Source organism: Providencia sp. SP181 (assembly GCF_050446505.1).
Lineage (GTDB): Bacteria > Pseudomonadota > Gammaproteobacteria > Enterobacterales > Enterobacteriaceae > Providencia > Providencia vermicola.
The window spans coordinates 253,562-276,261 of record NZ_JBBPXM010000002.1; the positions used below are offsets into that span (position 1 = coordinate 253,562).

The following is a 22,700-nucleotide window of genomic DNA, read 5'->3' on the forward strand; positions in this document are numbered from 1 at the left end:
TCTTATTTAACTCGCTAATTCCATCGCATAATTGACCAACGCTTTTAATTGCTGACAGCGTTTTTCATCATGTTGATGTTCTTCTAATAAGAATTGTATTTGTTGCATATATTCCGTTAATCGAGCTTCGCTGAAATAATCACGGCGATGTTGCAGCCAGCGTTGCTGTTCTTCGAAAGATAACGTTGCTGGGTAATTACGCGCTTTATAACGGAAAAAGAGTTCTTTCATCCGCTTATCTTCAAAACTTAAATCTAATGCAGGTAAGTTTTGTGGTGGGGTTTCACGAATGATGTCCATGGTGGAGCGGTCTGATGGACTAAAAAAGCCATTATATATTTGTGCATCCACATCATCTGAAACTTCAAATTGTTGTGGTTCACTAAATAACTCAATGAGTTTATTACGGATATCGGGGGTCTTACGCAAAATCTCTAAATTGCGATGACAAAGATCCCTATCTAACCCTGTACGTAGTGCATCTTCATCACGTAATGTTTTTTCAGGGGCTAAAATTGGGCATTTATTGATGTGCACTAATTTCACAGGAACGGGAAGCTCACCGTTTAGCTCAGATTTAGGTGTGTATAAACGCTCGCGTAGTTCTTGGGTATTTAAGGTTAATAATGGCGAAATATCCGCGGATAAATCACACATAATGACCGCATTGCGGTTTTCAGGATGCCAAGCAAGCGGGGCGACTAAGCTCACATAGGAACGCAATGCACCAAACATACCAGAGACATGTACTAAAGGTTTTATTTCCACAATATCAATAAGTTGGCTTACCTTGTTTTTATTGCGTAGTTGATAAAAATAATCAAACATACGTGGTTGAGCCGCTTTAAGTAATTTTGCCATGCTAATTGTTGCAATGACGTCTGACATTGCATCATGGGCATTCTCGTGGGAAACGCCATTGGCTTTTGTTAAGTGCTCTAAGCGCATGCTTGGCAAGCCGTCATCATTTTCAGGCCATTCAATGCCTTCAGGACGTAGCGCAAAACAAGCACGCAGCGGGTCAAGTAAATCCCAACGTGAATTATTTTGTTGCCAGCTGTATGCGTAGGGGTCGTAAAAATTACGGTAGAGAATATTGCGAGTGACTTCATCATCAAAACGAATATTGTTATAGCCCATAATACAGGTGTTAGGCACACTAAAAGCGTGATGGATGCGTTTAGTAAACTCCGCCTCGTTAACGCCTTGGGCTAATGCTATTTGTGGGGTGATGCCTGTGATCATCACAGCCTCTGGCTGCGGTAAGTAATCATCCGCGGGCGCGCAGTAAAACACTTCAGGTTCTTCAATAATATTAAAGTCTAAATCAGTGCGCACACCTGCAAATTGGGCTGGCCTATCAAGTGCAGGGCGTTTACCAAAAGTTTCGTAATCATGAATAAAGAATGAGGGTTGTTTTTTATTATCTTGCAACGTTATCACCGTTTGAATTGTGCGCATTTAAATCTGATAGTGGAGTACCTTCAGACTCACTATTTTATATAAATCAATGATACCCTATCTATTATCAAAGCTAAACCAAGGCCATCTGAAATAGCAGGTAAATTAAATTGAATATCAATAAGGTATTTTCTGTGTCAGAAAGGGGTACTATTAGGTTATAGCGCGTGAAATGTTATGTTCATCACATAAATAAATTGTTAACGTTAACATTAGTGATTAACATCACAAAGTAATTGTTTTTGAGTGGGAATTGAAAAATGTTAACCTTAACATTTACCAAAAGTAAATTAATAATAGGTGATTAACATGAATAGCAGTGCAAGGAAATACTATGCGTCATTGAGCGCATTGTTGTTTTTTTTCTTTTTTACATGGTCATCTACATTTTCAGTTGTCGCCATTTGGCTGCGTAAATATGTTGGCTTAGAAGGGGCGGACACAGGGTTTATCTTTGCCTGTATTTCAATTGTGGCGTTATGTGCTCAGCCATTGTACGGCTTCTTGCAAGACAAATTAGGGTTACGCAAAAACTTATTATTATTTATTGCAGTTTTACTGATTGCATCTGGGCCATTTTTTATGGTGTTCGGGACATTATTACACTGGAACATAGTGATTGGCAGTATTGTTGGTGGGTTATTTATTGGTATGACGTTTCATGCAGGAATTGGTGTTCTTGAATCTTACACCGAGCGTGTAAGTCGACAACGTAATTTTGAATATGGTAAGGCGAGAATGTGGGGGTCTCTTGGTTGGGCGGCCGCGACGTTCTTTGCAGGGCGCAACATTAATATCGACCCTGACTATAATTTTATTATGGCTACAGTATCAGGTGTACTTTTCTTAATCATTCTATTAAACCTTAAAAGTGCGAATGCAGATGCCTATAATAATTTAGAACATGGTAATTCGTCTGCTATTACATTGCGTGATGCACTGCAACTTTTTGCTTTACCACGTTTTTGGGCGTTAATACTATTTGTATTAGGCACATGTATTTATAGTGTGTATGACCAGCAATTTATGGTGTATTTTTCGCATCAATTCCCAGATGAAAAATTAGGGAATGAGATGTACGGTTATCTGAATTCATTGCAAGTATTCCTTGAAGCTGGTGGGATGTTCTTAGCGCCATTCATTGTTAACCGAATAGGTGCTAAAAATGGATTACTATTTGCTAGCTCAGTTATGGCATTACGGATTATCGGCTCAGGTTTAGTCGAGGGGCCTGTTCTTATATCCGTTATGAAATTGCTACATGCCGTTGAGTTACCTATCTTGCTGGTGGCAATCTTCAAGTATAACAGCCACCATTTTGATAAACGCTTGTCCTCAACACTTTATTTGGTTGGGTTTAGTTGTGTGAGTTCGGTGGTTGCTAGTGTGTTATCACCATTGGCAGGATGGGGGTATGACAAAATTGGTTTTGCGCAGACCTATTTGATTATGGGGATGTTTGTGGTCATCACAACGATATTGTCTGCTTTTTGTCTTAGAAATGATAAAACTGATGATATAAAGCTTAGTCTTAATGAGAAACCAGCAAAGTTAAACCAACATAATCAAGAAATACAGGTGGAAAAAGCATAACCCAATGATCTTTTTCGAGAGATTAAATCAATAAATATGTGAAACTGACTTGTAACGTAAGGCGATTAGATTGTATTGTGTAATGAGATTATGCGTTTTGAATATTGACTAGAGGGTTTTAAACATGGACAACGCTAACAAGCCGTCTTTCCAAAATGTTCTGGAATTTGTGCGTATGTTTCGTCGCAAAAATAAAATTCGTCGTGAAATTACCGATAATGAGAAAAAAATTCGTGATAACCAGAAGCGTGTTTTATTACTGGATAATTTAAGCGAATATATTAAGCCTGGTATGTCAATTGAAGACATTCAGGCGATTATTGCCAATATGCGCAGCGATTATGATGACCGTGTTGATGATTATATTATCAAGAATGCAGAATTGTCGAAAGAACGCCGCGAAATTTCTAAAAAATTGAAAGAGATGGGCGAACTGCCACGTATTGACGTAAAATAGAAGAAATGAGCCGAGTTTATCTCGGCTTTTTTGTCAGTTTTTAATCGACAAGAAAAATTATAATGTGAGTGTTTTTACCTGCTTAATGAGCGCGTTCGCTAACCGCTCCATTTCTGTTTTATCAATAAACCCCATCGTAACGGCCGCCGCGATTAATTCCCCACTCTGACTAAATACAGGGCAGGCGATAGACTGTGCACCAGGGATCCCTTTTGTGGGTTCATAACGAATCGCATAACCTTGGTTAATGACTTTATTGAGTTCATCTTGCGAATAATCATCACACACAAATTGCGTATCAAAAGCCGCATAGATTAGACCCGCTGCACTTTTGACTGTGGGCAATGGAGTATTTGGTAAGAAATCAATTTCGATATTTTTAAAACTACGGTTGTATTTAACCAGTGATAACACTTTTCCAGAGCGCAATGCAACACCCGTTGAAACGTTTTGTTCATCACGAAATTGAACCAAACTGTTATTGATAACCTCAATAAAAGACCCTTCAGGCTCCACAAAATTCGCTAAAAAAGTGAGGTTGCGCCCTAATCCATAACGGCTCGTTTGTGTATCTTGATAAAGCATTTGAGTACGACAAAGGGATACCAAATATTTATGTAAACGGCTTTTGGATATTTCACAACCTTTGGAAATATCTGCAGCTCGCGCTATCCCGCCATTTTGGGCAATAAAATTCAGAATGCTTACAGCGATATCAACAGAATTAACACCTTGCAGGGTAGACATACATAAACCTCATTTTAACAAGTTCATCTATTTTATCATGAGTCACGGATCCCTGCTAATAACTGAAAATGTGGATAGTCTAATCATTAAGAGGTAGATATTTCGTACCTATAAATAATAGCAAATTTTGATTAGCCTCAAGTTCACTATTAATGGATAGGGTATATATATAGTGTACTTCTAAAAGCAATGTCGAGGTTTACTATAATGAAAACAATAAATGAATTACGCCTAAAACGCCGAACACTCCTAAAAGGACTTGGTGTTATTGGATTGGCGTCTATCACACCGTGTTCTTTTGCGCAGGGAAACAATAACCAGCCTCTGCCAAAAGTACGATTAAGGTTATCTGACTACAAAACTTTCCGTTCAACGTGTGCAATGGAGTGCTTACACTGCAACTTAACAGCGTATACTTACCAGGGTAAGTTGATGAAAATACAGGCAACAGAGGGCTTTAATGTCAAATGTTGTTTACGGGGAATGAGTCGAACAAAATGGGTATATCACGACCAGCGTATCACGACGCCGTTATTACGTGTAGGAGAGAAAGGTAAAGCTGAATTTAAACCGATTAGCTGGGATGAAGCTCTTGATCTAATAGAAAAAAATATTCGTGACACTATCGCTAAGTATGGTAACGAAGGGTTATTTATCTCTACCCATGCGGGAAACATGGACTCCATTAAAAATGATATGGGCAAGGCATTTTTTGATTACCTAGGCGGCTCAACAAAACAAGCGGGTTCTTTGTGTTGTTCGGCGGTAACAGCGGCAATGATCCCAATGGTGGGATTACGATACGCTGACACGCGAGATACGGTGGCGGATAGTCGTTATATTTTGTGTTGGGGAAATAATCCCGCGGTAACCATGCAGGCGTACTTTAAAAACTATAATCAAGCACGGAAAAATGGTGCGCGACTCGTGGTCATTGATCCGAGATTTAATGAGACTGCAGCAAAAGCAGATGAGTGGATCCCTATCATTCCTGGAACCGATACTGCGTTAGCACTTGGAATGATTAAAATTATCATTGAGGAAAATCGTATTGATGAGGGTTTTCTTCGTGCACACACTGGCGCTGTGTATTTAGTGGATGAGAATCAACAGCAACTTAGGCAAGACGCCCAAGATCCTGATAGCTATTTGGTGTTTGATATTCTCAGTCAGCAACTTGTTCGCCATGATTCAGCAGGGATTAAACCTGCATTATTTCAGCATGAATTACCTAGTCAGTTTAGTTATACCACCGTTTTTGAGCAAATTTATCGACAAGCGAAAGAGTGGGATATCGCACGAGTCAGTGCAGAAACAGATGTGCCTGCCGAAACTATCGTGCGTCTTGCGCGAGATTATTCCTCGATTACGCCATCAATGATTGTGCAAAACATGTCTGGAGCACAGCGTACAGAGCATGGTGCATATGTGGCTGCAAGCCAGTTTTACCTTGCTTTGCTAACAGGGAATATCGGCAAACGCGGTGCGGGTGTCTGTGATGCAGGCGGTGCAAGACAGATGGCTAAATTTAGTCCCATTGTTCCTCCTGCACCGAATGCAAAAAATATCCCACCCATTCCAGTGGCAAAAGTCGGTGACTATATCGTGAATGAAAAACCGCATCCCATTAATTTTTGGTGGATTATGACGATGGGGGTAATGACACAATTACCCAATACCAACAAAGTGCGGGAAGCGCTGAAGAAAGTTCCTTTTGTTGTTGTTGCTGATAATTTAATGAGTTCAACGGCGTTATATGCAGATTTAGTCTTGCCAGTGACGACGATTTTTGAAGATACCAGCCTGATGGCAGGGGTACGCAGCCAATATGTCCAATTGATGGAAAAAGCGGTTGAGCCAGTTGGGGAAGCAAAGCCTGATTACTGGATTTTTGCTCGTTTAGCGGAGCGCTTCGGGTTTGGTGAGGTGTTTAATAAGCCGATTGAACACTATATCGATGCTTGCCTTGTAGGCTCTGGCATTACGCGTGAAATGTTAGAAAAAGGCCCTGTAAGACCTGTTGAAGGTGATTGGATCCCATTCAAGGATGGTGTATTTAGAACGTCGACTAAAAAAGCCCATTTCTTTATTGAGGATTGGCAAAAGAAAAATTTTTCACCCGTGGTGGCTTATTATCAAGTGAAAGAGTCAGTGAAGGGCTCCCCCGAACTGGCTAAAAAATATCCATTAATGGCAGTGCAACGTAAGTTAGCACGCAGTGTTCACTCTAGTCATGGGATGAATGAATGGATCCTCGAAGTACAACGTAATCAACCCAATGTGTTAATTCACCCTGAAGACGCGCAAATTCGTGGTATTAAAAATGGCGAATGGGCGGTAACGTTTAATGATAGAGGGGAGCATCGAGCGATAGCGGTGGTCACGACGCACATTAAAAAGGGTGTTATTTCTCTCGATAATGGCTGGTGGGAACAGCAAGGAGGGAGTAGTAGCCATGTGACAAATGACCAAGTGGAACATTTAGGAACAGGCCATTGCTGTAATAGTACGCTCGTTGATGTCAGAAGGGAGGCATAATCATGGTTAAGCAATATGGTTTTTTAATCAACACAAAAGATTGTTATGGCTGCCGCACTTGTTCTATGGCATGTAAATCAGAGAATGTCACTCCTCCTGGCGTTTTATGGCGCCGTGTTCGTGAGTTCAATGATGACTCACCGAATACACAGGCATTTATTACGATGTCGTGTAACCACTGTGATGACCCACAATGTTTAAAAGTTTGCCCAGCGGATACCTACACTAAGCGTCCTGATGGAATTGTGGTACAAGACCATGAAAAATGTATCGGTTGCCAAATGTGTATCATGGCGTGTCCATACCATGCCCCTGTTTTTGACCCTGCGGAAGGGAAAACCAGTAAGTGTAATATGTGTGCTGAGCGTTTAGATGAGGGGTTATTACCTCGATGTGTTGAGTCTTGTCCTACAGGTGCAATTGAGTTTGGTGAAATTTCTGAACTTCGTAAAAAACATACGACAAACTGGGCAGTATTGGAGAAACGCTACAATATGCCAGATCACACAATCAGCCAGCCAAATATTGTGATTATTGGAATGGAGGACTAATCATGAATATTCATCATATGGAGCTCCCATTGGTATTTTTTACTGTGATGAGTCAGTGGGGGATCGGCGCAGTACTTGCATTGACGTTGTACCAAATGAAAGTTAGTACGGAACATAAACTCGTCGGTAAATCCCTGCGTACCGCGGTGATAATTATTTGGTTAATTGAAGTGGTTGGTTCATCTATGTCTATGGGACATTTAGGGGTGCCGTTAGAAGCTTATCGTTCAGTACTTGGACTAAGCCATTCATGGCTAAGTCGAGAAGCGGTTACATTTGTCTTGCTTAATGGTCTAGTCACGCTTTGGGCACTTTCTTGTTGGTTACAACCAACGGTAAATATACGTAATATCGTGCTGGGCTGGTTAAGTGGTATCGGCGGACTAGCCGCAATTCTTGTCACTGCTCAAGTCTATTACCAGATGGTTGCTCATCCGCTTTGGCATAGCTCAGCAACACAAATTGCTTTTATTGGTACTGCAATCGTATTAGGCTTCGTTTCTATCACACTGTTTGTTCAAGCTTTAGCAAAGCCTGTGCCAAAAGCTATTAAAGTCGGTGTGTTATTAGGGGTCATACTTGTCTTAATATCTCAAGTTATCCGATCGCAAATACCAGCAAGCCAAGGAGAAAGCTATCTCTTATGGTGGCAAGTGGTAATGAGCATGGTTTTACCTTGTGCGATAGCTGTTAGAGGGGGCAAAGGTAAAATGCCATCAGTACCACTACTTATAGCATTGATGGTGGTTATGTTTAGCGGCGAGCTAGCCGGTCGCGCATTGTTTTATGGTTCGGTGATGATCCAAGCACCTTGGTTCTAAAAATCCTCGTCATATTTCGTGCTGTGGCGTTGTTGGCGTCATTCAGTCACACAGGTCACATACTTGAGTATGCTCCCTGTGCTGCCTTCACTTTGCCGCCTAGCCACAACGCGAACTATTTAGAGGATTGGTATTAAATAGCCAATGAGATTCAGCCTTATTATTTGTTGTCGAAGATGTTTTTAGCAACATACTTTTAAGCTCAAAGCTCAAAGCTCAAAGCTCAAAGCTCAAAGCTCAAAGCTCAAAGCTCAAAGCTCAAAGCTCAAAGCTCAAAGCTCAAAGCTCAAAGCTCAAAGCTCAAAGCTCAAAGCTCAAAGCTCAAGAGGCATCAGTAGCTATTTATCAGGGACAAATGCACTATTCATCAGTTTAATGATTGGGTCGGATTTTTTATAACTATTGATAAGAGGAACGAGGCGTTTGAAGTGTTCGCTGGCACAGTGAATATCAAGCGCGTGTTGATCGGGCCATTCTTCAATAAAAATAAAATGCCCAGGATTTTTTTGGTCAACATATAAATCATAGCTGATACAAAGGGGTTCTTGTTTTGTCGCTTCTACAAGCTCCTGATATAACGGCATAACTGTTTCAATCGCTTCAGCTTTAATAAAATCTTCTGCAATCACTTTTAACATAATGGACTCCTTCCTTTTTGAATTAAATACTGTATGAAATTACAGTTATATAACCATAGGGAGTGCACTGACGCAATAGCAGAATACCGATAATCAATGAAACTTTTTAATTGGTAAAGTAATAATTTGAATGTAGATAAGCAACAAAAAAGCCTTGTTGGTTTCCCAGCAAGGCTTTTTAATCAGCATTACTTTAGATTAGAAACTCGCTGGTTTCGCCATTTCTGAAGTTGCTACATTTGATGCCACATGACCACCAGCACCACCTTTACCTTCAAAAGTAGAGGTTTCGCGCTGGTACTCAGTAATCTCAAATGGCGCCGCTGCATCTACAGGGGCAGGGGCTTTGGTCATTGGTGAGTACGAATGACGTTTATGCAAGCTAGTTGCATCAGTATTAGCAGTTACTGGTGCCTCGACCTTAGTTGGTTCAACCTCTACAGAGGCAATTGGCTGCTCAACGACTGGCTCAGTAACGGTTTCAGTTTCAGCAATCTCTTCGGCTGCAGCGATTGTTGGTTGAGTATTTTCTTCAACCATAACCTCAGCAGCCGTTTCAATTGCGGTATCTGCGGCAACAATCACGTCTTCTACGTCAGTTTTTACCTTGTCGATAGGCGTTTCTGTTGCAGTAATAACATTATGTGTTTCAACAGGTTGTGGTTCAACAGTTTCGCTGACATACACGACCTCAACAGGTTCAGCTTCTTCATCAGCAGCCACTACATCAACAACAGGTGTTGCTACAACGGCTAGGGCTTCAGATTGGCTTTCCGTCTTAGCTATTTCTACCGTGTTTGTATTGACAGACTCAGTGCTATTTTGTTGTTCAAGCATTTCCTCATTAGTCATAATTGCCATGCTCTCTTGTTGAGGCTGAACAATTGGGTAATGAATGAAAACTTTACCAGAAGCTAGCTCAGGTGATGCTACTGCTGCGGCTAATGGCATTGGTGAACTATTGAGATGACGCTCATCACGGTAACGACGGCGACGTTGCCCACTTACACGTAAGTGACGAGGAGAGCGGCGCGAACGGCGAGGAATGATGGTGTCTTGTTTCTCTTCGCCATCAGTTTGATGAGTTAAATCTTGTAGATCGTCAGCTTGTACTTGGCCTTCAGCTTGGTTAACTACCGCAACTGGTGCTGGTAATGCAGCAACTGGTGCGGATACAGCGACAACGGGCTCTGCAACATCAGTTTTGACCATTTGTTCGTTATCAGTCACACGAATTTTTTGTGTTAACTGGCGACGCTGGCGGCGAGGAGCAGCAGGACGCTGTTCTTCTTCTCTTGCATTTGTTGCTTCAACGTTATCTTGTTGTGCATCTTGCTGAGTTTTTGCAGTTTGTTGCTGACGTTTTTCATCTTGACGACGACGGCGATCAGCACGCTGTTCACGACGTTGCTGCTGGTTGTCACGGTTTGCATTTTCAGCCGTTTGCTCATCTTGCGGTGCCGTATTTTTATTGTTACGGCCCTTGTTACGATTATTCGTTTCTTCCGATGAAGCATTGCGATCATTGCGGTTATTACGATTGTCGCGACTATCACGATTTTCGTTATCATCACGATCACGACGATTATTGTTACGGCGATCATTATTACGACGACGATCGTTATTACGGCGACGGTCATTATTATTGCGAGCTTTAGGGGCAGGTGCTTCGACCACTTTCTCTTCTTCACCACCAAAGAGGCCTTTAAAGAATGCAGCAATTTTACTGAATAAGCCTGGCTGAGCAGGTTCATTTGACGTTGTTTTTACTGGCGCTTTAACGGGCGCGACTTCTTTAGGTTTAGCGGAAGAAAGCTCAACTGGCTCTTGTAATGCAAAAGCGGAAATCGCAGGTTGCTCAGGTACTTTACGCTCAGACGTTGTTTCATCGGTATGAGTTAAGGTTTCAGTTTCGTGATATTGAGCTAGGTTATAGCTCAGAGTATTCACTTCTTCACCTTTACGGATACGGATTACATGGAAATGAGGTGTCTGCATCTGGTCATTTGGTACGATAACAACGCGAACGTGAGTTTGGCGTTGTTCAATTTCGCTGACGGCTTTACGTTTTTCGTTTAGCAAGTAAGACGCGATTTGCACAGGAACAATCGCGTGAACTTCATGCGTATTTTCCTTCAGTGCTTCTTCTTCGATTAAACGAAGAACCGATAATGACAGTGATTCGTTATCACGAATTGTCCCAGTTCCCATACAACGAGGGCACACATGGTGGCTTGACTCGCCTAATGATGGGCTTAAACGTTGGCGGGACATTTCGAGTAAACCGAAACGAGAGATACGGGCAATTTGAATACGTGCACGGTCTTGGCGAACGGCTTCACGTAAGCGGTTTTCCACTTCACGTTGGTGCCTAACTGGCGTCATATCAATAAAGTCAATGACAATTAGGCCACCAAGGTCACGTAGACGTAATTGACGGGCAATTTCATCCGCCGCTTCAAGGTTAGTATTGAACGCAGTTTCTTCGATGTCACCACCACGAGTAGAACGTGATGAGTTGATATCAATCGCAGTCAATGCTTCTGTTGTATCAATGACTAACGCACCACCTGAAGGTAAACGTACTTCACGTTGGAACGCAGATTCAATTTGAGATTCGATTTGGTAATGGCTGAATAATGGAACATCACCACTGTAGTGTTTGATTTTACTAGCAAAATCGCCACGACCAATCGCTTCGATATGGTTACGAGCCATTTCGACGACTTTCGGATTATCAATTAGAATCTCGCCAATGTCTGGGCGTAGATAATCGCGGAACGCACGCACAATAACATTACTTTCCTGATGGATTAGGAAAGGTGCAGGGCGGTTCTCAGCGGCTTTTTGGATGGCTTCCCAGTGGCGTAAGCGGTACAGTAAATCTTGTTGTAGGGATTCTGCAGACTTACCAACACCAGCCGTGCGGACAATCAGACCCATACCATCTGGAATTTCTAAAGAAGACAGTGCTTCTTTGAGTTCCGTACGGTCTTCACCTTCAATACGACGAGAAATACCGCCTGCGCGTGGGTTATTTGGCATTAACACTAAATAGCTACCTGCCAGACTAATAAAAGTAGTTAACGCTGCACCTTTATTACCACGTTCTTCTTTATCAACTTGAACAATAACTTCTTGGCCTTCTTTTAACACATCTTTAATGTTAGGACGGCCTTGAGAGTGGTAGTTGCTTGGGAAGTATTCACGAGCGATTTCTTTGATAGGAAGGAAACCGTGTCTTTCTGCACCATAATCAACAAAAGCAGCTTCAAGACTAGGTTCGATACGGGTGATTTTACCTTTGTAAATGTTCGCCTTTTTTTGCTCATGACCTGGGCTTTCAATATCCAAATCATAGAGACGTTGCCCGTCAACAAGGGCAACACGCAACTCTTCCTGTTGAGTTGCGTTTATTAGCATTCTTTTCATGTTATTACTTACTCATTATTTTCTTTTAAATAAAGAGCAGCGAAAGAAAGAGCTACTGTAAACCGATGGCCTCGTGATTTTTACAAAACCGTCTGCCTCGCGGCAGTCGTTCGTATAGAGACGCGCAGTATTCGGTGAACCTGATTTTTAGATTAAAAATTCAGCGTTCTTAATTAGGGTGCCGTTGATTATCATTAAAACGGAAGTACCTAACCCAATAAGCCAAAATTCGTTGCTCGCTAATTTATTTGATATTGCTAAATGTCTTACGCCATTGCTGCATTGTTACGCTATCAAATAAGAAATCCTATAAACGCCAATTTTCGTTTTTTAAACATCTTGGCAACTGCATATTATTCCATTGCCATGTGCATTATAGCAAGTCGATAAGGAAGTTATATGGAAATTTTATTTAGAAATAGGAAAAATCATGCAGAAAATAACCAAAATAAAAAAAAACATAAAAAAATTCGTGGAGTCGGTATGATAGAGAGAGTTAATAAGCGCATATTTTAATCAATTAGAGTTAACGCATTTTCGAATGAATACACAAAATCAAGTTCAATTTATAGACATCAGCGATGACGAGGCTGGGCAACGCATCGATAACTTTTTGCTCGCTAAACTTAAAGGCGTACCAAAAAGCATGATTTATCGCATTATCCGTAAAGGGGAAGTGCGTGTAAATAAAGGGCGGATTAAGCCTGAGTATAAACTTGTCGAAGGGGATCAAGTTCGTGTTCCGCCAGTCAGAGTCGCTGAGCGTGAGGTGCCCGCAGTTTCCGCTAAATTAGATAAAGTGGCGGCATTAGCTAACTGCATTTTATTTGAAGATGATTCCATACTTGTACTGAACAAACCTTCTGGTACAGCAGTACATGGCGGAAGTGGTTTGAGCTTTGGTGTTATTGAGGGGCTGCGGGCCTTGCGGCCTGAAGCTCGTTTTCTTGAACTGGTTCATCGCCTCGATAGGGACACGTCAGGAATTTTATTAGTTGCGAAAAAACGTTCTGCCTTAAGAGCATTGCATGAACAGTTGCGCTTGAAAACTATGCAAAAAGATTACCTGGCCTTAGTGCGTGGTCATTGGCAATCTCATGTTAAAGTGGTTCAAGCACCGTTGTTGAAAAATATTTTGCAAAGTGGTGAGCGAGTCGTCAAAGTGAGTAGCGAAGGAAAACCATCGGAAACGCGCTTTAAAGTCGAAGAACGTTTTGATAATGCAACGTTAGTAAAAGCGAGTCCTGTCACGGGGCGAACGCATCAAATTCGTGTGCACACTTTATATGCAGGTCATCCAATTGCGTTTGATAACCGTTATGGTGACGAATTATTCGATAGCCAATTAGCAGATACAGGCCTCAATCGGTTGTTCCTGCACGCAAGCGCATTAAAATTCACTCATCCCAAAACTGGGGAAGAGATGCGGCTGCAAGCGCCAATGGGTGCAGAGCTAAACCATTGTTTAAAAGTATTACGTAACCGTAAAACCACATCGTAAGCATCACTCGTTGGCGGGTAGAAGGTCATTACCCGCCAATTATTTTTATTAACCCAATAGTGGGTTAACATCATGCTGGCGTAGCATATCTAACAGCAAAATAATCGGTAAGCCAATTAAAGTGTTAGGGTCACGTCCCTCTAACCTATCAAATAAAGTTATACCTAGCCCTTCGGATTTAAAACTTCCTGCACATTGGAACGGTTCTTCTTTATACAAGTAGTTGGTGATCTCTTGGTCAGTTAAGTTTCGAAAATAGACATCGAACAATTCACATTGCAGATTAAATTTTCCTGTCGCGGAATCTAATAGGCACAACCCAGTATAAAATGTGATTTTATTACCAGAGGCTGCTTTCAATTGTTTGAATGCATTTTCAAAGGTATGGGGCTTGCCGACAATTTTTCCATCAATAACACACACTTGATCAGAACCAATAATTAAATGTTGAGCGTATTGTTCTGTCAGTGCAGCGGCTTTGGCATGAGATAACCGCAGGACCAAAGCTTGAGCCGATTCATTTAAAACAGGTGATTCATCAATGTTCGGCGGTGAGGCTAAAAACGGCAAACCTAATTTTTTTAATAAGGATTGCCGATAGGGTGAAGTTGACGCCAAAATAATCGATTTCATGATTTTTCTCAAAACTCGTAGCCAAAAGGGTTAACTCATTTTAAACTATAAACCGCAAAACCTGCGATTTTTTGGTGAAAAGGCGAGTTTACCCCGCCTTTTTCTTTGACTATAGCTCATTACAAAGTTAATATGCGCGCCTTATGCAAAAGGTAAAATTACCCCTGACTATCGATGCGCAGCGTGCAGCTCAGAAAAACCTCGACTATGTCGGGAGTTATACACCTGAGCAAGTTGCACGTCTTGCAGAATCAGTAGTCAGTGTAGACAGTGATGTAGAAACCGAATTATCATTTAATATTGATAAACAGCGTCTCACGGTTATCGAAGGGAAATCCGATGTGGATCTCACCCTCCAATGCCAACGCTGCGGAAAAAATTTCAAGCATCATGCCTACGTATCGTATTGTTTTAGTCCTGTCGTCAATGACGAAAAGGCCGAAGCATTACCGGAGCTCTACGAGCCAATTCAAATTGATGAATTTGGTGAAATAGATTTGCTGGGAATGATAGAAGATGAAATAATTCTTTCCTTACCAGTTGTTCCGGTTCATGATTCTGAACACTGTGAAGTGTCCGAAGCGGACATGGTGTATGGTGAACTGCCTCCTGAGGCAGAAAAGCCAAACCCATTTGCCGTATTAGCCAGTTTAAAGAAAAGTACTTAAGGAGTAAGGTCAATGGCCGTACAACAGAATAAACCAACTCGTTCAAAACGCGGTATGCGTCGTTCACATGATGCACTGACTGCTACCCTAGTTTCTGTAGATAAAACTTCAGGTGAAACTCACCTGCGTCACCATGTGACTGCAGACGGTTTCTACCGTGGCCGTAAGGTTATCAGCAAGTAATTGTTGGTACCTTGGCTAATCTAACCATTGCGTTAGATGCTATGGGCGGGGATGTTGGTCCCCGCGTCACAGTGCCTGCTGCATTGCAGGCTCTGGCATCTAATTTAGCACTCAAATTACTGCTTGTCGGTCAACCCGAAGCCATTCAACCCTTGCTTGCACATCTAAGTGCCGAGCAAATTTCGCGTGTCGAAATTATCCCTGCGGATGGAATTATTGCTAACGATGCCAAACCATCAAACGCAATAAGACAAAGCAAAGGAACATCGATGCGAGTGGCCTTAGAGTTGGTGAAAACAGGGCAGGCACAAGCGTGCGTGAGTGCTGGTAATACAGGCGCATTGATGGGGTTAGCGAAATTGATGTTAAAGTCGATAGATGGCATTGAGCGTCCAGCGCTAATGACAATCTTACCTAACCAGCAGAAAAAACAAACGGTAGTGTTGGATTTAGGGGCAAACGTCAATTGCAGTAGTGAAATGTTAGTGCAATTTGCCGTAATGGGTTCGGTGATGGCTGAAGAAGTGGTCAATATCACAAAACCGAAAGTTGCTTTGCTCAATATCGGTGAAGAAGAGAGCAAAGGGCTGGATAATATCCGCGAAGCCGCCGCAATATTAAAAGAAACGGCGTCCATTAACTATATTGGTTACGTTGAAGGTAATGAGTTACTGACAGGTAAAACCGATGTATTAGTGTGTGACGGCTTCGCGGGTAACGTCTCATTAAAAACAATGGAAGGAGTCGTTCGCGTTATTCTCTCCTTGTTAAAATCGGCGGACGACGAAAAGAAAAAACGCAGTTGGATAATGCAACTGGCGAAAAAATGGCTAAAAAAACGTTTAATGAAGCGTTTTGGGGATATGAACCCCGACCAGTATAACGGTGCGACTCTGTTAGGATTAAAAGGTATTGTGATCAAGAGTCATGGTGCGGCTAACGAAAGTGCATTTAAAGCTGCGATTGACCGCGCAGTGCAAGCTGTTGAAAAACAAGTACCAGAAAGAATAACAGCGCGATTAAATATTGTTTTACCCAGGAGCGATCAATAACCTATGGCTATGTACAGTAAAATCTTAGGAACAGGCAGCTACTTGCCAGCGCAAGTTCGTACCAATGCTGATCTGGAAAAAATGGTTGATACTTCTGATGAATGGATTGTGACCCGCACTGGGATACATGAAAGAAGAATTGCTAACGAAGACGAAAATGTCTCTGTAATGAGTTTTCATGCTGCACAAAAAGCGCTTGAAATGGCACAGGTTGAGGCCAGCGAGATAGGTTTAATCATTGTTGCCACCACTTCTGCAACGCATGCATTCCCAAGTGCAGCGTGCCAAGTGCAGCAAATGCTAGGAATCAATGATTGCGCGGCATTTGACGTTGCGGCGGCCTGTGCAGGCTTTACTTATGCGATCAGTATTGCTGACCAGTTTGTTAAAACAGGGATGACGAAAAAGGCCCTTGTTATTGGCGCTGATGCATTATCAAAAACATTAGACCCAGAAGATCGTGGTACCATCATCTTATTTGGTGACGCCGCAGGTGCTGTTGTGGTTGGTGAGTCTAATGAACCTGGCATTATTTCCACCCATTTACACGCTGATGGGCGTTATGGGGATTTACTCGCATTGCCTAATCGTAGCCGTTGCTCTGACGACTCTGCGTATTTAACGATGACGGGTAATGAAGTATTCAAAGTTGCAGTCCGCGAATTAGCGCATATTGTTGATGAAACACTGGAAAAAAGTGGGATTGCAAAAGAAGAACTTGATTGGTTAGTGCCACATCAAGCAAATTTAAGAATTATTTCTGCGACGGCAAAAAAACTTGATATGACTATGGACAAAGTGGTTATCACCTTAGACCGTCATGGCAATACTTCTGCGGCATCTGTCCCAACTGCACTTGATGAAGCAGTGCGTGATGGACGTATCCAACGTAGCCAACTTGTGCTGTTAGAAGCCTTTGGCGGTGGTTTCACGTGGGGCTCTGCCTTAGTTCGTTTTTAATTTATTGAGAAAACAGACATGACACAATTTGCGATGGTATTTCCCGGACAGGGTTCTCAGTCTTTAGGAATGTTAGCGGCATTAGCTGAAGAAAATAAGCTGGTTGAGCAAACATTTGCTGAAGCATCAGAAGCATTGGGTTACGATCTTTGGGCATTAGTCCAAAATGGGCCAGAAGAAGAATTAAATAAAACATGGCAAACACAGCCCGCATTATTAGCCGCGTCTGTGGCAATTTTCCGTGTTTGGCAAGCTAAAAACGGTGCAATGCCTTCAATGATGGCAGGGCATAGCCTGGGTGAGTACTCCGCATTAGTTTGTGCAGGTGTCATTGACTTCAAAGAAGCGATTAAACTTGTTGAATTGCGTGGTAAATTGATGCAAGAAGCGGTTCCTGAAGGTACAGGCGCAATGTATGCGATAATTGGCTTAGATAATGAATCTATTGAAAAAGCCTGCCAAGAAGCGGCACAAGGTCAAGTCGTTTCACCCGTGAATTTTAACTCCCCAGGCCAAGTGGTCATTGCAGGGGAAAAAGCAGCGGTTGAACGAGCAGGTGCTGCGTGTAAAGAAGCGGGTGCAAAACGTGCACTGCCATTATCAGTTAGTGTGCCTTCACATTGTGCATTAATGAAGCCTGCTGCTGATAAATTAGCCGAAGCGTTAGAAAAAATCGAATTTTGTGAGCCAGTCTATCCAGTTATCAACAATGTTGATGTTAAAATTGAGCAATCGGCGCAAAATATTCGTGATGCGTTAGTTCGTCAACTGTATAATCCAGTACGCTGGACAGAAACAGTAGAATTGATGGCAGATCAAGGTGTTGAACACCTTATCGAAATGGGGCCAGGTAAAGTGTTGACTGGTCTTACCAAGCGAATTGTCTCTAATTTAACTGCCGTAGCAGCCAATGATCCTGTATCATTAAGCACTGCTTTAGAAAATAGCTGAGGACGACATGAGCTTTGAAGGAAAAATTGCACTAGTAACAGGTGCTAGCCGTGGGATTGGTAAAGCCATTGCTTTAACATTAATCGCGCGCGGTGCAACCGTTATTGGCACAGCAACCAGCGAAAAAGGCGCAGAAGCCATTACTGCTTATCTTGATGGTAAAGGGAAAGGTTTAGCGTTAAACGTGACTGATGCAGCATCAATCGAAGAAACTTTGACTAAGATCCGTGAGGAATTTGGTGAAATTGATATTTTGGTTAATAATGCAGGTATCACTCGCGATAACTTATTGATGCGTATGAAAGAAGAAGAGTGGCAAGATATTATTGACACGAATCTTTCATCCGTTTACCGTTTGTCTAAAGCCGTTTTGCGTGCCATGATGAAAAAACGTTGTGGGCGTATTATTTCTATCGCATCAGTTGTGGGTGTGATGGGGAATGCGGGACAAACAAACTATGCAGCAGCGAAAGCTGGGCTAATTGGTTTTAGTAAATCATTAGCTCGGGAAGTCGCTTCTCGTGGTATCACTGTTAATGTTGTTGCTCCAGGTTTTATCGAAACGGATATGACTAAAGCATTGACAGATGAGCAGCGTGCAGGCATTTTATCTCAGGTTCCTGCAGATAGACTGGGTGATGCACAAGAAATTGCCAGTGCTGTAGCGTTTTTAGCTTCTGACGAAGCTGCTTACATCACAGGTGAAACATTGCATGTCAATGGTGGCATGTACATGATCTAAAGAAATGATGGGACTACTTGCATTATTAGTGTTATCTAACGCTAAATAATGCAAAATAATGGTTCCAACAGCCGGGATTGGGTTGTATCTTTTCCTGTATTTCATAAACTACGAAAACCATCGCGAAAGCGAGTTTTGATAGGAATTTTAATAGTATGAGCACTATCGAAGAACGCGTTAAGAAAATCATCGTTGAACAACTGGGTGTTAAAGAGGAAGAAGTTGTAAATGCAGCTTCATTTGTTGATGACTTGGGCGCTGATTCTCTTGACACAGTTGAGCTGGTTATGGCTCTGGAAGAAGAGTTCGATTGCGAAATCCCTGACGAAGAAGCTGAAAAGATCACAACAGTACAGGCTGCGATTGACTACGTCGAGAACGCATCTAAATAATTGTACGAAAAACATGTCTAGGCGATCACTCGATCGCCTATGTTCCTTTTGTAACTTTTCCCTCCTTGGAGGAAATACGTGTCTAAGCGTCGTGTAGTCGTAACCGGACTGGGCATGTTATCTCCTGTCGGCAACACAGTTGAGTCATCATGGAAAGCTGTTTGTGACGGACAGAGTGGTATCAGCCTCATTGAACATTTTGATACTACTAACCACGCAACTAAATTTGCTGGCTTAGTAAAAGATTTCAATTACGAAGATTTTGACATCTCTCGCAAAGATGCGAAGAAGATGGACCCATTTATTCAATATGGTATTGCAGCAGGCTTCCAAGCCTTTAAAGATGCTGGATTGGAAGTAACAGAAGCCAATGCTACTCGTATCGGTTTAGCGATTGGTTCTGGTATTGGCGGGTTAGGGTTAATTCAGGATAACTGTGAAGCACTGATGGCAGGTGGTCCTCGTAAAGTTAGCCCATTCTTCGTGCCATCGACAATCATTAACTTGGCGGCGGGCCATTTAAGCATTATGTACGGTTTACGTGGTCCAAGCATTTCTATTGCCACAGCATGTACATCGGGCGTTCACAATATTGGTCACGCAGCACGTATGATTGCCTATGGCGATGCAGATGTTATGTTGGCAGGCGGTACTGAAAAAGCAACGACACCATTAGGTGTGGCAGGCTTTGGTGCTGCGCGTGCTCTATCAACTCGCAATGATGACCCACAAGCGGCAAGTCGCCCTTGGGATAAAGACCGTGATGGTTTTGTTCTCGGTGATGGTGCAGGTATCATTATTCTTGAAGAATATGAACATGCGAAAGCACGTGGCGCTAAAATTTACGCAGAAGTTGCTGGCTTTGGTATGAGCAGTGATGCTTACCATATGACATCTCCGCCAGAAAATGGTGAAGGTGCTGCATTAGCAATGGAAAATGCGCTAAAAGATGCTGGCATTAAGGCGAGCGAAGTGGGTTACATCAATGCCCATGGCACATCAACCAATGCAGGTGACTTAGCGGAAGCACAAGCGGTTATGTCTGTATTTGGTGAAGATTCAAATGTGTTAGTGAGTTCGACGAAATCCATGACAGGTCACCTATTAGGTGCTGCAGGAGCGGTTGAATCTATCTTCACGATTTTGTCTTTGTGTGATCAAATTGTCCCTCCAACGATTAACTTAGACAGCCCTGATGAGGGTTGTACGTTAGATTTCGTTGCGAATAAAGCACGTAAAGTTGAGAACATGGAGTACGCTCTGTGTAACTCCTTCGGCTTTGGTGGCACAAACGGTTCATTGATTTTCCGCCGTTACCACGCAGAATAATCAAATCGTTCCACCATTAATTCAGCCTCAGTTGTGTATGCAACTGGGGCTTTATTTTGCCAGCTTCTTTGCACAGCTCTGTGCTTTAGTTTATGATAGTTCTACCTGATTACTGTCTGATTTATCAGCTTTTATTATAAGTATTATCAATGTCATATTGGGTTAATGGCCAACCTTGTCAACAAATTAGTGTCTCTGATCGCGCCGTTGCGTTCGGGGATGGTTGTTTCACGACCATTCATGGAGTGAATCAGCAAGCGCAGATGCTCAAAGAACACATTGCGCGTTTAACACGTGACTGCTTAAGATTAAAAATTACCGCACCTGATTGGGGGGAATTAGAACATCATTTAACGGAAATTTGTACACAACAAGTGGATGAAGAATTTGTTCTAAAGGTCATTATCAGCCGTGGTGTAGGTGGGCGAGGTTACAGTTCTATAGGCTTTACTCAGCCTACCATTATTGTCAGTGTTTCCCCCTTTCCATCACACTATACTCAGTTACAATGCCAAGGGGCTAAGCTGATATTGAGCCAAACACCTGTTTCTCGAAATCCATTACTGGCAGGGATGAAACATTTAAATCGCCTTGAGCAAGTATTGATCCGCCAGGAAATCGATGAGGCTCAAGCGGATGAAGCGATTGTGCTCGATACAGATGGCATCATTATTGAGTGTTGTAGTGCAAATGTATTTTGGCGTATCGGGCAAACTGTTTATACCCCTGTATTATCGCATTGTGGGGTGAACGGATTAATGAGACAAAAGATCATAGCGTTATTAGTAGGGAGTCAGTACCATCTTGAAGAAGTTGAGCGGTTCGCGTCAGTATTAGCTCACTGCGATGAAGTGATTATGTGTAATGCGTTGATGCCTGTTCTACCCGTTAAAAGCATCCAAATAGCTTCACAAGAAAATCCGTTGCATTATGCATCACGGGAGCTGTTCGAATACTTATTTTTGCGCTGCAAAATCTAGTTTGCATAAATTAAAGTCCTAATACGCATTGATGTGGTCAATAAATGAAATTAGCTAAAAAAATCATTTTAATTGCTGTTGTTCTGATTACCGTTGTGGCGATTGCACTTTATTTGCAATATCGCCAAGTACTGAATTACGCTAAAACACCGATTAACCTTACGGAAGAAAAGATTTTCACTGTGCCTGCGGGGACTGGACGTGTGGCTTTTGAAGCATTGCTTATTAATGAAAAATTGATTGAGCAGGGCAATGAATTTCAATGGTTACTGAAATTGCGACCTGAATTGGCGCAGCTTAAAGCGGGCACATACCGTTTGCAACCTGACATGGATGTAGAACAGCTACTAAAATTAATCGTAAGCGGTAAAGAAGCGCAGTTTTCTATTCGCTTTATTGAAGGTAATCGTTTAGTAGATTGGAGTAACATCCTGCGTGATGCGCCATACTTAGCGCATAAATCAACGGAAATGACACCGACTGAACTCTACAATGCGATTGACTTTAAAGGCGAAGGAACCTTAGAAGGTTGGCTGTATCCTGATACCTATTTATATACTGCTGGAACGGCGGATACTGAGATTTTGAAACGTGCACATAAGCGCATGCAGGCTAGCCTTGAAGATGAATGGAAGGGGCGTGATAGGGATCTGCCGTATAAAAATGCGTATGAAATGCTGATAATGGCATCAATCATTGAAAAAGAAACGGGTGTTGACAGCGAACGTTCGCAAGTTGCCTCGGTATTTGTCAATCGCTTGAAGCAAAAAATGCGTTTACAAACCGATCCAACCGTCATTTACGGCTTGGGTGATAAATATCGTGGTAAAATTTATCGTAGTGATTTAGATAATTACACAGAATACAACACCTACAAAATTGATGGATTACCACCAACACCGATAGCAATGCCAAGTATTGCATCCATTAAAGCAGCTGCACATCCAGCCAAAACAGATTATTTGTATTTTGTCGCGGACGGCAAAGGGGGGCATACCTTTAGCCGTAACTTGAATGACCACAACCGTGCCGTCAAAGTTTACCGTCAAATTGAACAGCAAAACTGATAAA

The 22,700-nt window shown here is 42.2% G+C and carries 21 protein-coding genes; 16 read left to right on the forward strand and 5 right to left on the reverse strand.

What is annotated here, in order from left to right; all coding sequences use genetic code 11:
* Window positions 1–6 precede the first annotated feature (6 nt).
* Window positions 7–1,434, reverse strand: coding sequence for an exodeoxyribonuclease I (sbcB, locus tag AABS66_RS04470; protein WP_206082269.1), 1,428 nt, complete (start codon window positions 1,432–1,434; stop codon window positions 7–9).
* Between the two features lie 336 nt (window positions 1,435–1,770).
* Between sbcB and AABS66_RS04475 the strand changes: the two genes are divergently transcribed.
* Window positions 1,771–3,054 (forward strand): MFS transporter, encoded by a 1,284-nt coding sequence (locus AABS66_RS04475; protein WP_272539613.1) that lies wholly within the window; start codon window positions 1,771–1,773, stop codon window positions 3,052–3,054.
* Window positions 3,055–3,178: 124 nt separating this feature from the next.
* A complete protein-coding gene (gene tmaR, locus AABS66_RS04480; protein ID WP_004253179.1) occupies window positions 3,179–3,511 on the forward strand; it encodes a PTS system regulator TmaR in 333 nt (110 codons plus the stop codon).
* A gap of 57 nt (window positions 3,512–3,568) precedes the next feature.
* On the opposite strand, the gene AABS66_RS04485 is transcribed toward tmaR, so the two are convergent.
* Entirely contained in the window at window positions 3,569–4,258 is a 690-nt protein-coding gene (locus tag AABS66_RS04485; RefSeq protein WP_430224608.1) for a helix-turn-helix domain-containing protein, read from the reverse strand.
* Between the two features lie 207 nt (window positions 4,259–4,465).
* On the opposite strand from AABS66_RS04485, the gene AABS66_RS04490 reads away from it, so the two are divergent.
* The 3 genes from AABS66_RS04490 to AABS66_RS04500 are packed head-to-tail and all read left to right on the forward strand — an operon-like array spanning window position 4,466 to window position 8,168.
* Window positions 4,466–6,796: a molybdopterin-containing oxidoreductase family protein gene (locus tag AABS66_RS04490; protein ID WP_206082266.1), complete on the forward strand. Its 2,331-nt coding sequence runs from the start codon at window positions 4,466–4,468 to the stop codon at window positions 6,794–6,796.
* A 2-nt stretch (window positions 6,797–6,798) separates the two neighbouring features.
* Window positions 6,799–7,347: a 4Fe-4S dicluster domain-containing protein gene (locus tag AABS66_RS04495; protein ID WP_225818851.1), complete on the forward strand. Its 549-nt coding sequence runs from the start codon at window positions 6,799–6,801 to the stop codon at window positions 7,345–7,347.
* Between the two features lie 2 nt (window positions 7,348–7,349).
* Window positions 7,350–8,168 (forward strand): dimethyl sulfoxide reductase anchor subunit family protein, encoded by an 819-nt coding sequence (locus AABS66_RS04500; protein ID WP_430224609.1) that lies wholly within the window; start codon window positions 7,350–7,352, stop codon window positions 8,166–8,168.
* Between the two features lie 338 nt (window positions 8,169–8,506).
* On the opposite strand, the gene AABS66_RS04505 is transcribed toward AABS66_RS04500, so the two are convergent.
* Complete coding sequence (locus AABS66_RS04505) at window positions 8,507–8,806, reverse strand: putative quinol monooxygenase (RefSeq protein WP_430224611.1); 300 nt, start codon at window positions 8,804–8,806, stop codon at window positions 8,507–8,509.
* Window positions 8,807–9,004: 198 nt separating this feature from the next.
* Window positions 9,005–12,238, reverse strand: a complete 3,234-nt coding sequence (gene rne, locus AABS66_RS04510; RefSeq protein ID WP_272573257.1) for a ribonuclease E — start codon at window positions 12,236–12,238, stop codon at window positions 9,005–9,007.
* 541 nt (window positions 12,239–12,779) lie between these two features.
* Between rne and rluC the strand changes: the two genes are divergently transcribed.
* Window positions 12,780–13,739 (forward strand): 23S rRNA pseudouridine(955/2504/2580) synthase RluC, encoded by a 960-nt coding sequence (rluC, locus tag AABS66_RS04515; RefSeq protein WP_225818847.1) that lies wholly within the window; start codon window positions 12,780–12,782, stop codon window positions 13,737–13,739.
* 48 nt (window positions 13,740–13,787) lie between these two features.
* Here the strand turns inward: rluC and AABS66_RS04520 are convergent, their stop codons facing one another.
* Complete coding sequence (locus tag AABS66_RS04520) at window positions 13,788–14,372, reverse strand: Maf family protein (RefSeq protein ID WP_206086374.1); 585 nt, start codon at window positions 14,370–14,372, stop codon at window positions 13,788–13,790.
* A gap of 143 nt (window positions 14,373–14,515) precedes the next feature.
* On the opposite strand from AABS66_RS04520, the gene yceD reads away from it, so the two are divergent.
* From yceD to mltG, 10 genes are all read left to right on the forward strand, one after another.
* Window positions 14,516–15,040 (forward strand): 23S rRNA accumulation protein YceD, encoded by a 525-nt coding sequence (yceD, locus tag AABS66_RS04525; RefSeq protein WP_004911841.1) that lies wholly within the window; start codon window positions 14,516–14,518, stop codon window positions 15,038–15,040.
* Between the two features lie 12 nt (window positions 15,041–15,052).
* Complete coding sequence (gene rpmF, locus AABS66_RS04530; RefSeq protein WP_047755811.1) at window positions 15,053–15,223, forward strand: 50S ribosomal protein L32; 171 nt, start codon at window positions 15,053–15,055, stop codon at window positions 15,221–15,223.
* Window positions 15,224–15,234: 11 nt separating this feature from the next.
* Window positions 15,235–16,275 carry a phosphate acyltransferase PlsX gene (plsX, locus tag AABS66_RS04535; RefSeq protein ID WP_206086375.1) on the forward strand — a complete coding sequence of 347 codons (1,041 nt, stop codon included), beginning with the start codon at window positions 15,235–15,237 and terminating at the stop codon, window positions 16,273–16,275.
* A gap of 9 nt (window positions 16,276–16,284) precedes the next feature.
* Complete coding sequence (locus tag AABS66_RS04540; protein ID WP_430224686.1) at window positions 16,285–17,235, forward strand: beta-ketoacyl-ACP synthase III; 951 nt, start codon at window positions 16,285–16,287, stop codon at window positions 17,233–17,235.
* An 18-nt stretch (window positions 17,236–17,253) separates the two neighbouring features.
* Entirely contained in the window at window positions 17,254–18,186 is a 933-nt protein-coding gene (gene fabD, locus AABS66_RS04545; protein ID WP_206086376.1) for an ACP S-malonyltransferase, read from the forward strand.
* A 7-nt stretch (window positions 18,187–18,193) separates the two neighbouring features.
* On the forward strand, window positions 18,194–18,928 hold the full coding sequence (gene fabG, locus AABS66_RS04550; RefSeq protein WP_206086377.1) for a 3-oxoacyl-ACP reductase FabG: 735 nt from the start codon (window positions 18,194–18,196) through the stop codon (window positions 18,926–18,928).
* Between the two features lie 155 nt (window positions 18,929–19,083).
* Window positions 19,084–19,320 carry an acyl carrier protein gene (acpP, locus tag AABS66_RS04555; RefSeq protein WP_206086378.1) on the forward strand — a complete coding sequence of 79 codons (237 nt, stop codon included), beginning with the start codon at window positions 19,084–19,086 and terminating at the stop codon, window positions 19,318–19,320.
* Window positions 19,321–19,398: 78 nt separating this feature from the next.
* Window positions 19,399–20,649, forward strand: coding sequence for a beta-ketoacyl-ACP synthase II (gene fabF / locus AABS66_RS04560; protein ID WP_206086379.1), 1,251 nt, complete (start codon window positions 19,399–19,401; stop codon window positions 20,647–20,649).
* Window positions 20,650–20,798: 149 nt separating this feature from the next.
* Window positions 20,799–21,629 carry an aminodeoxychorismate lyase gene (gene pabC / locus AABS66_RS04565; protein WP_206086380.1) on the forward strand — a complete coding sequence of 277 codons (831 nt, stop codon included), beginning with the start codon at window positions 20,799–20,801 and terminating at the stop codon, window positions 21,627–21,629.
* 44 nt (window positions 21,630–21,673) lie between these two features.
* Window positions 21,674–22,696 (forward strand): endolytic transglycosylase MltG, encoded by a 1,023-nt coding sequence (gene mltG / locus AABS66_RS04570; protein WP_206086381.1) that lies wholly within the window; start codon window positions 21,674–21,676, stop codon window positions 22,694–22,696.
* Window positions 22,697–22,700: the final 4 nt, after the last annotated feature.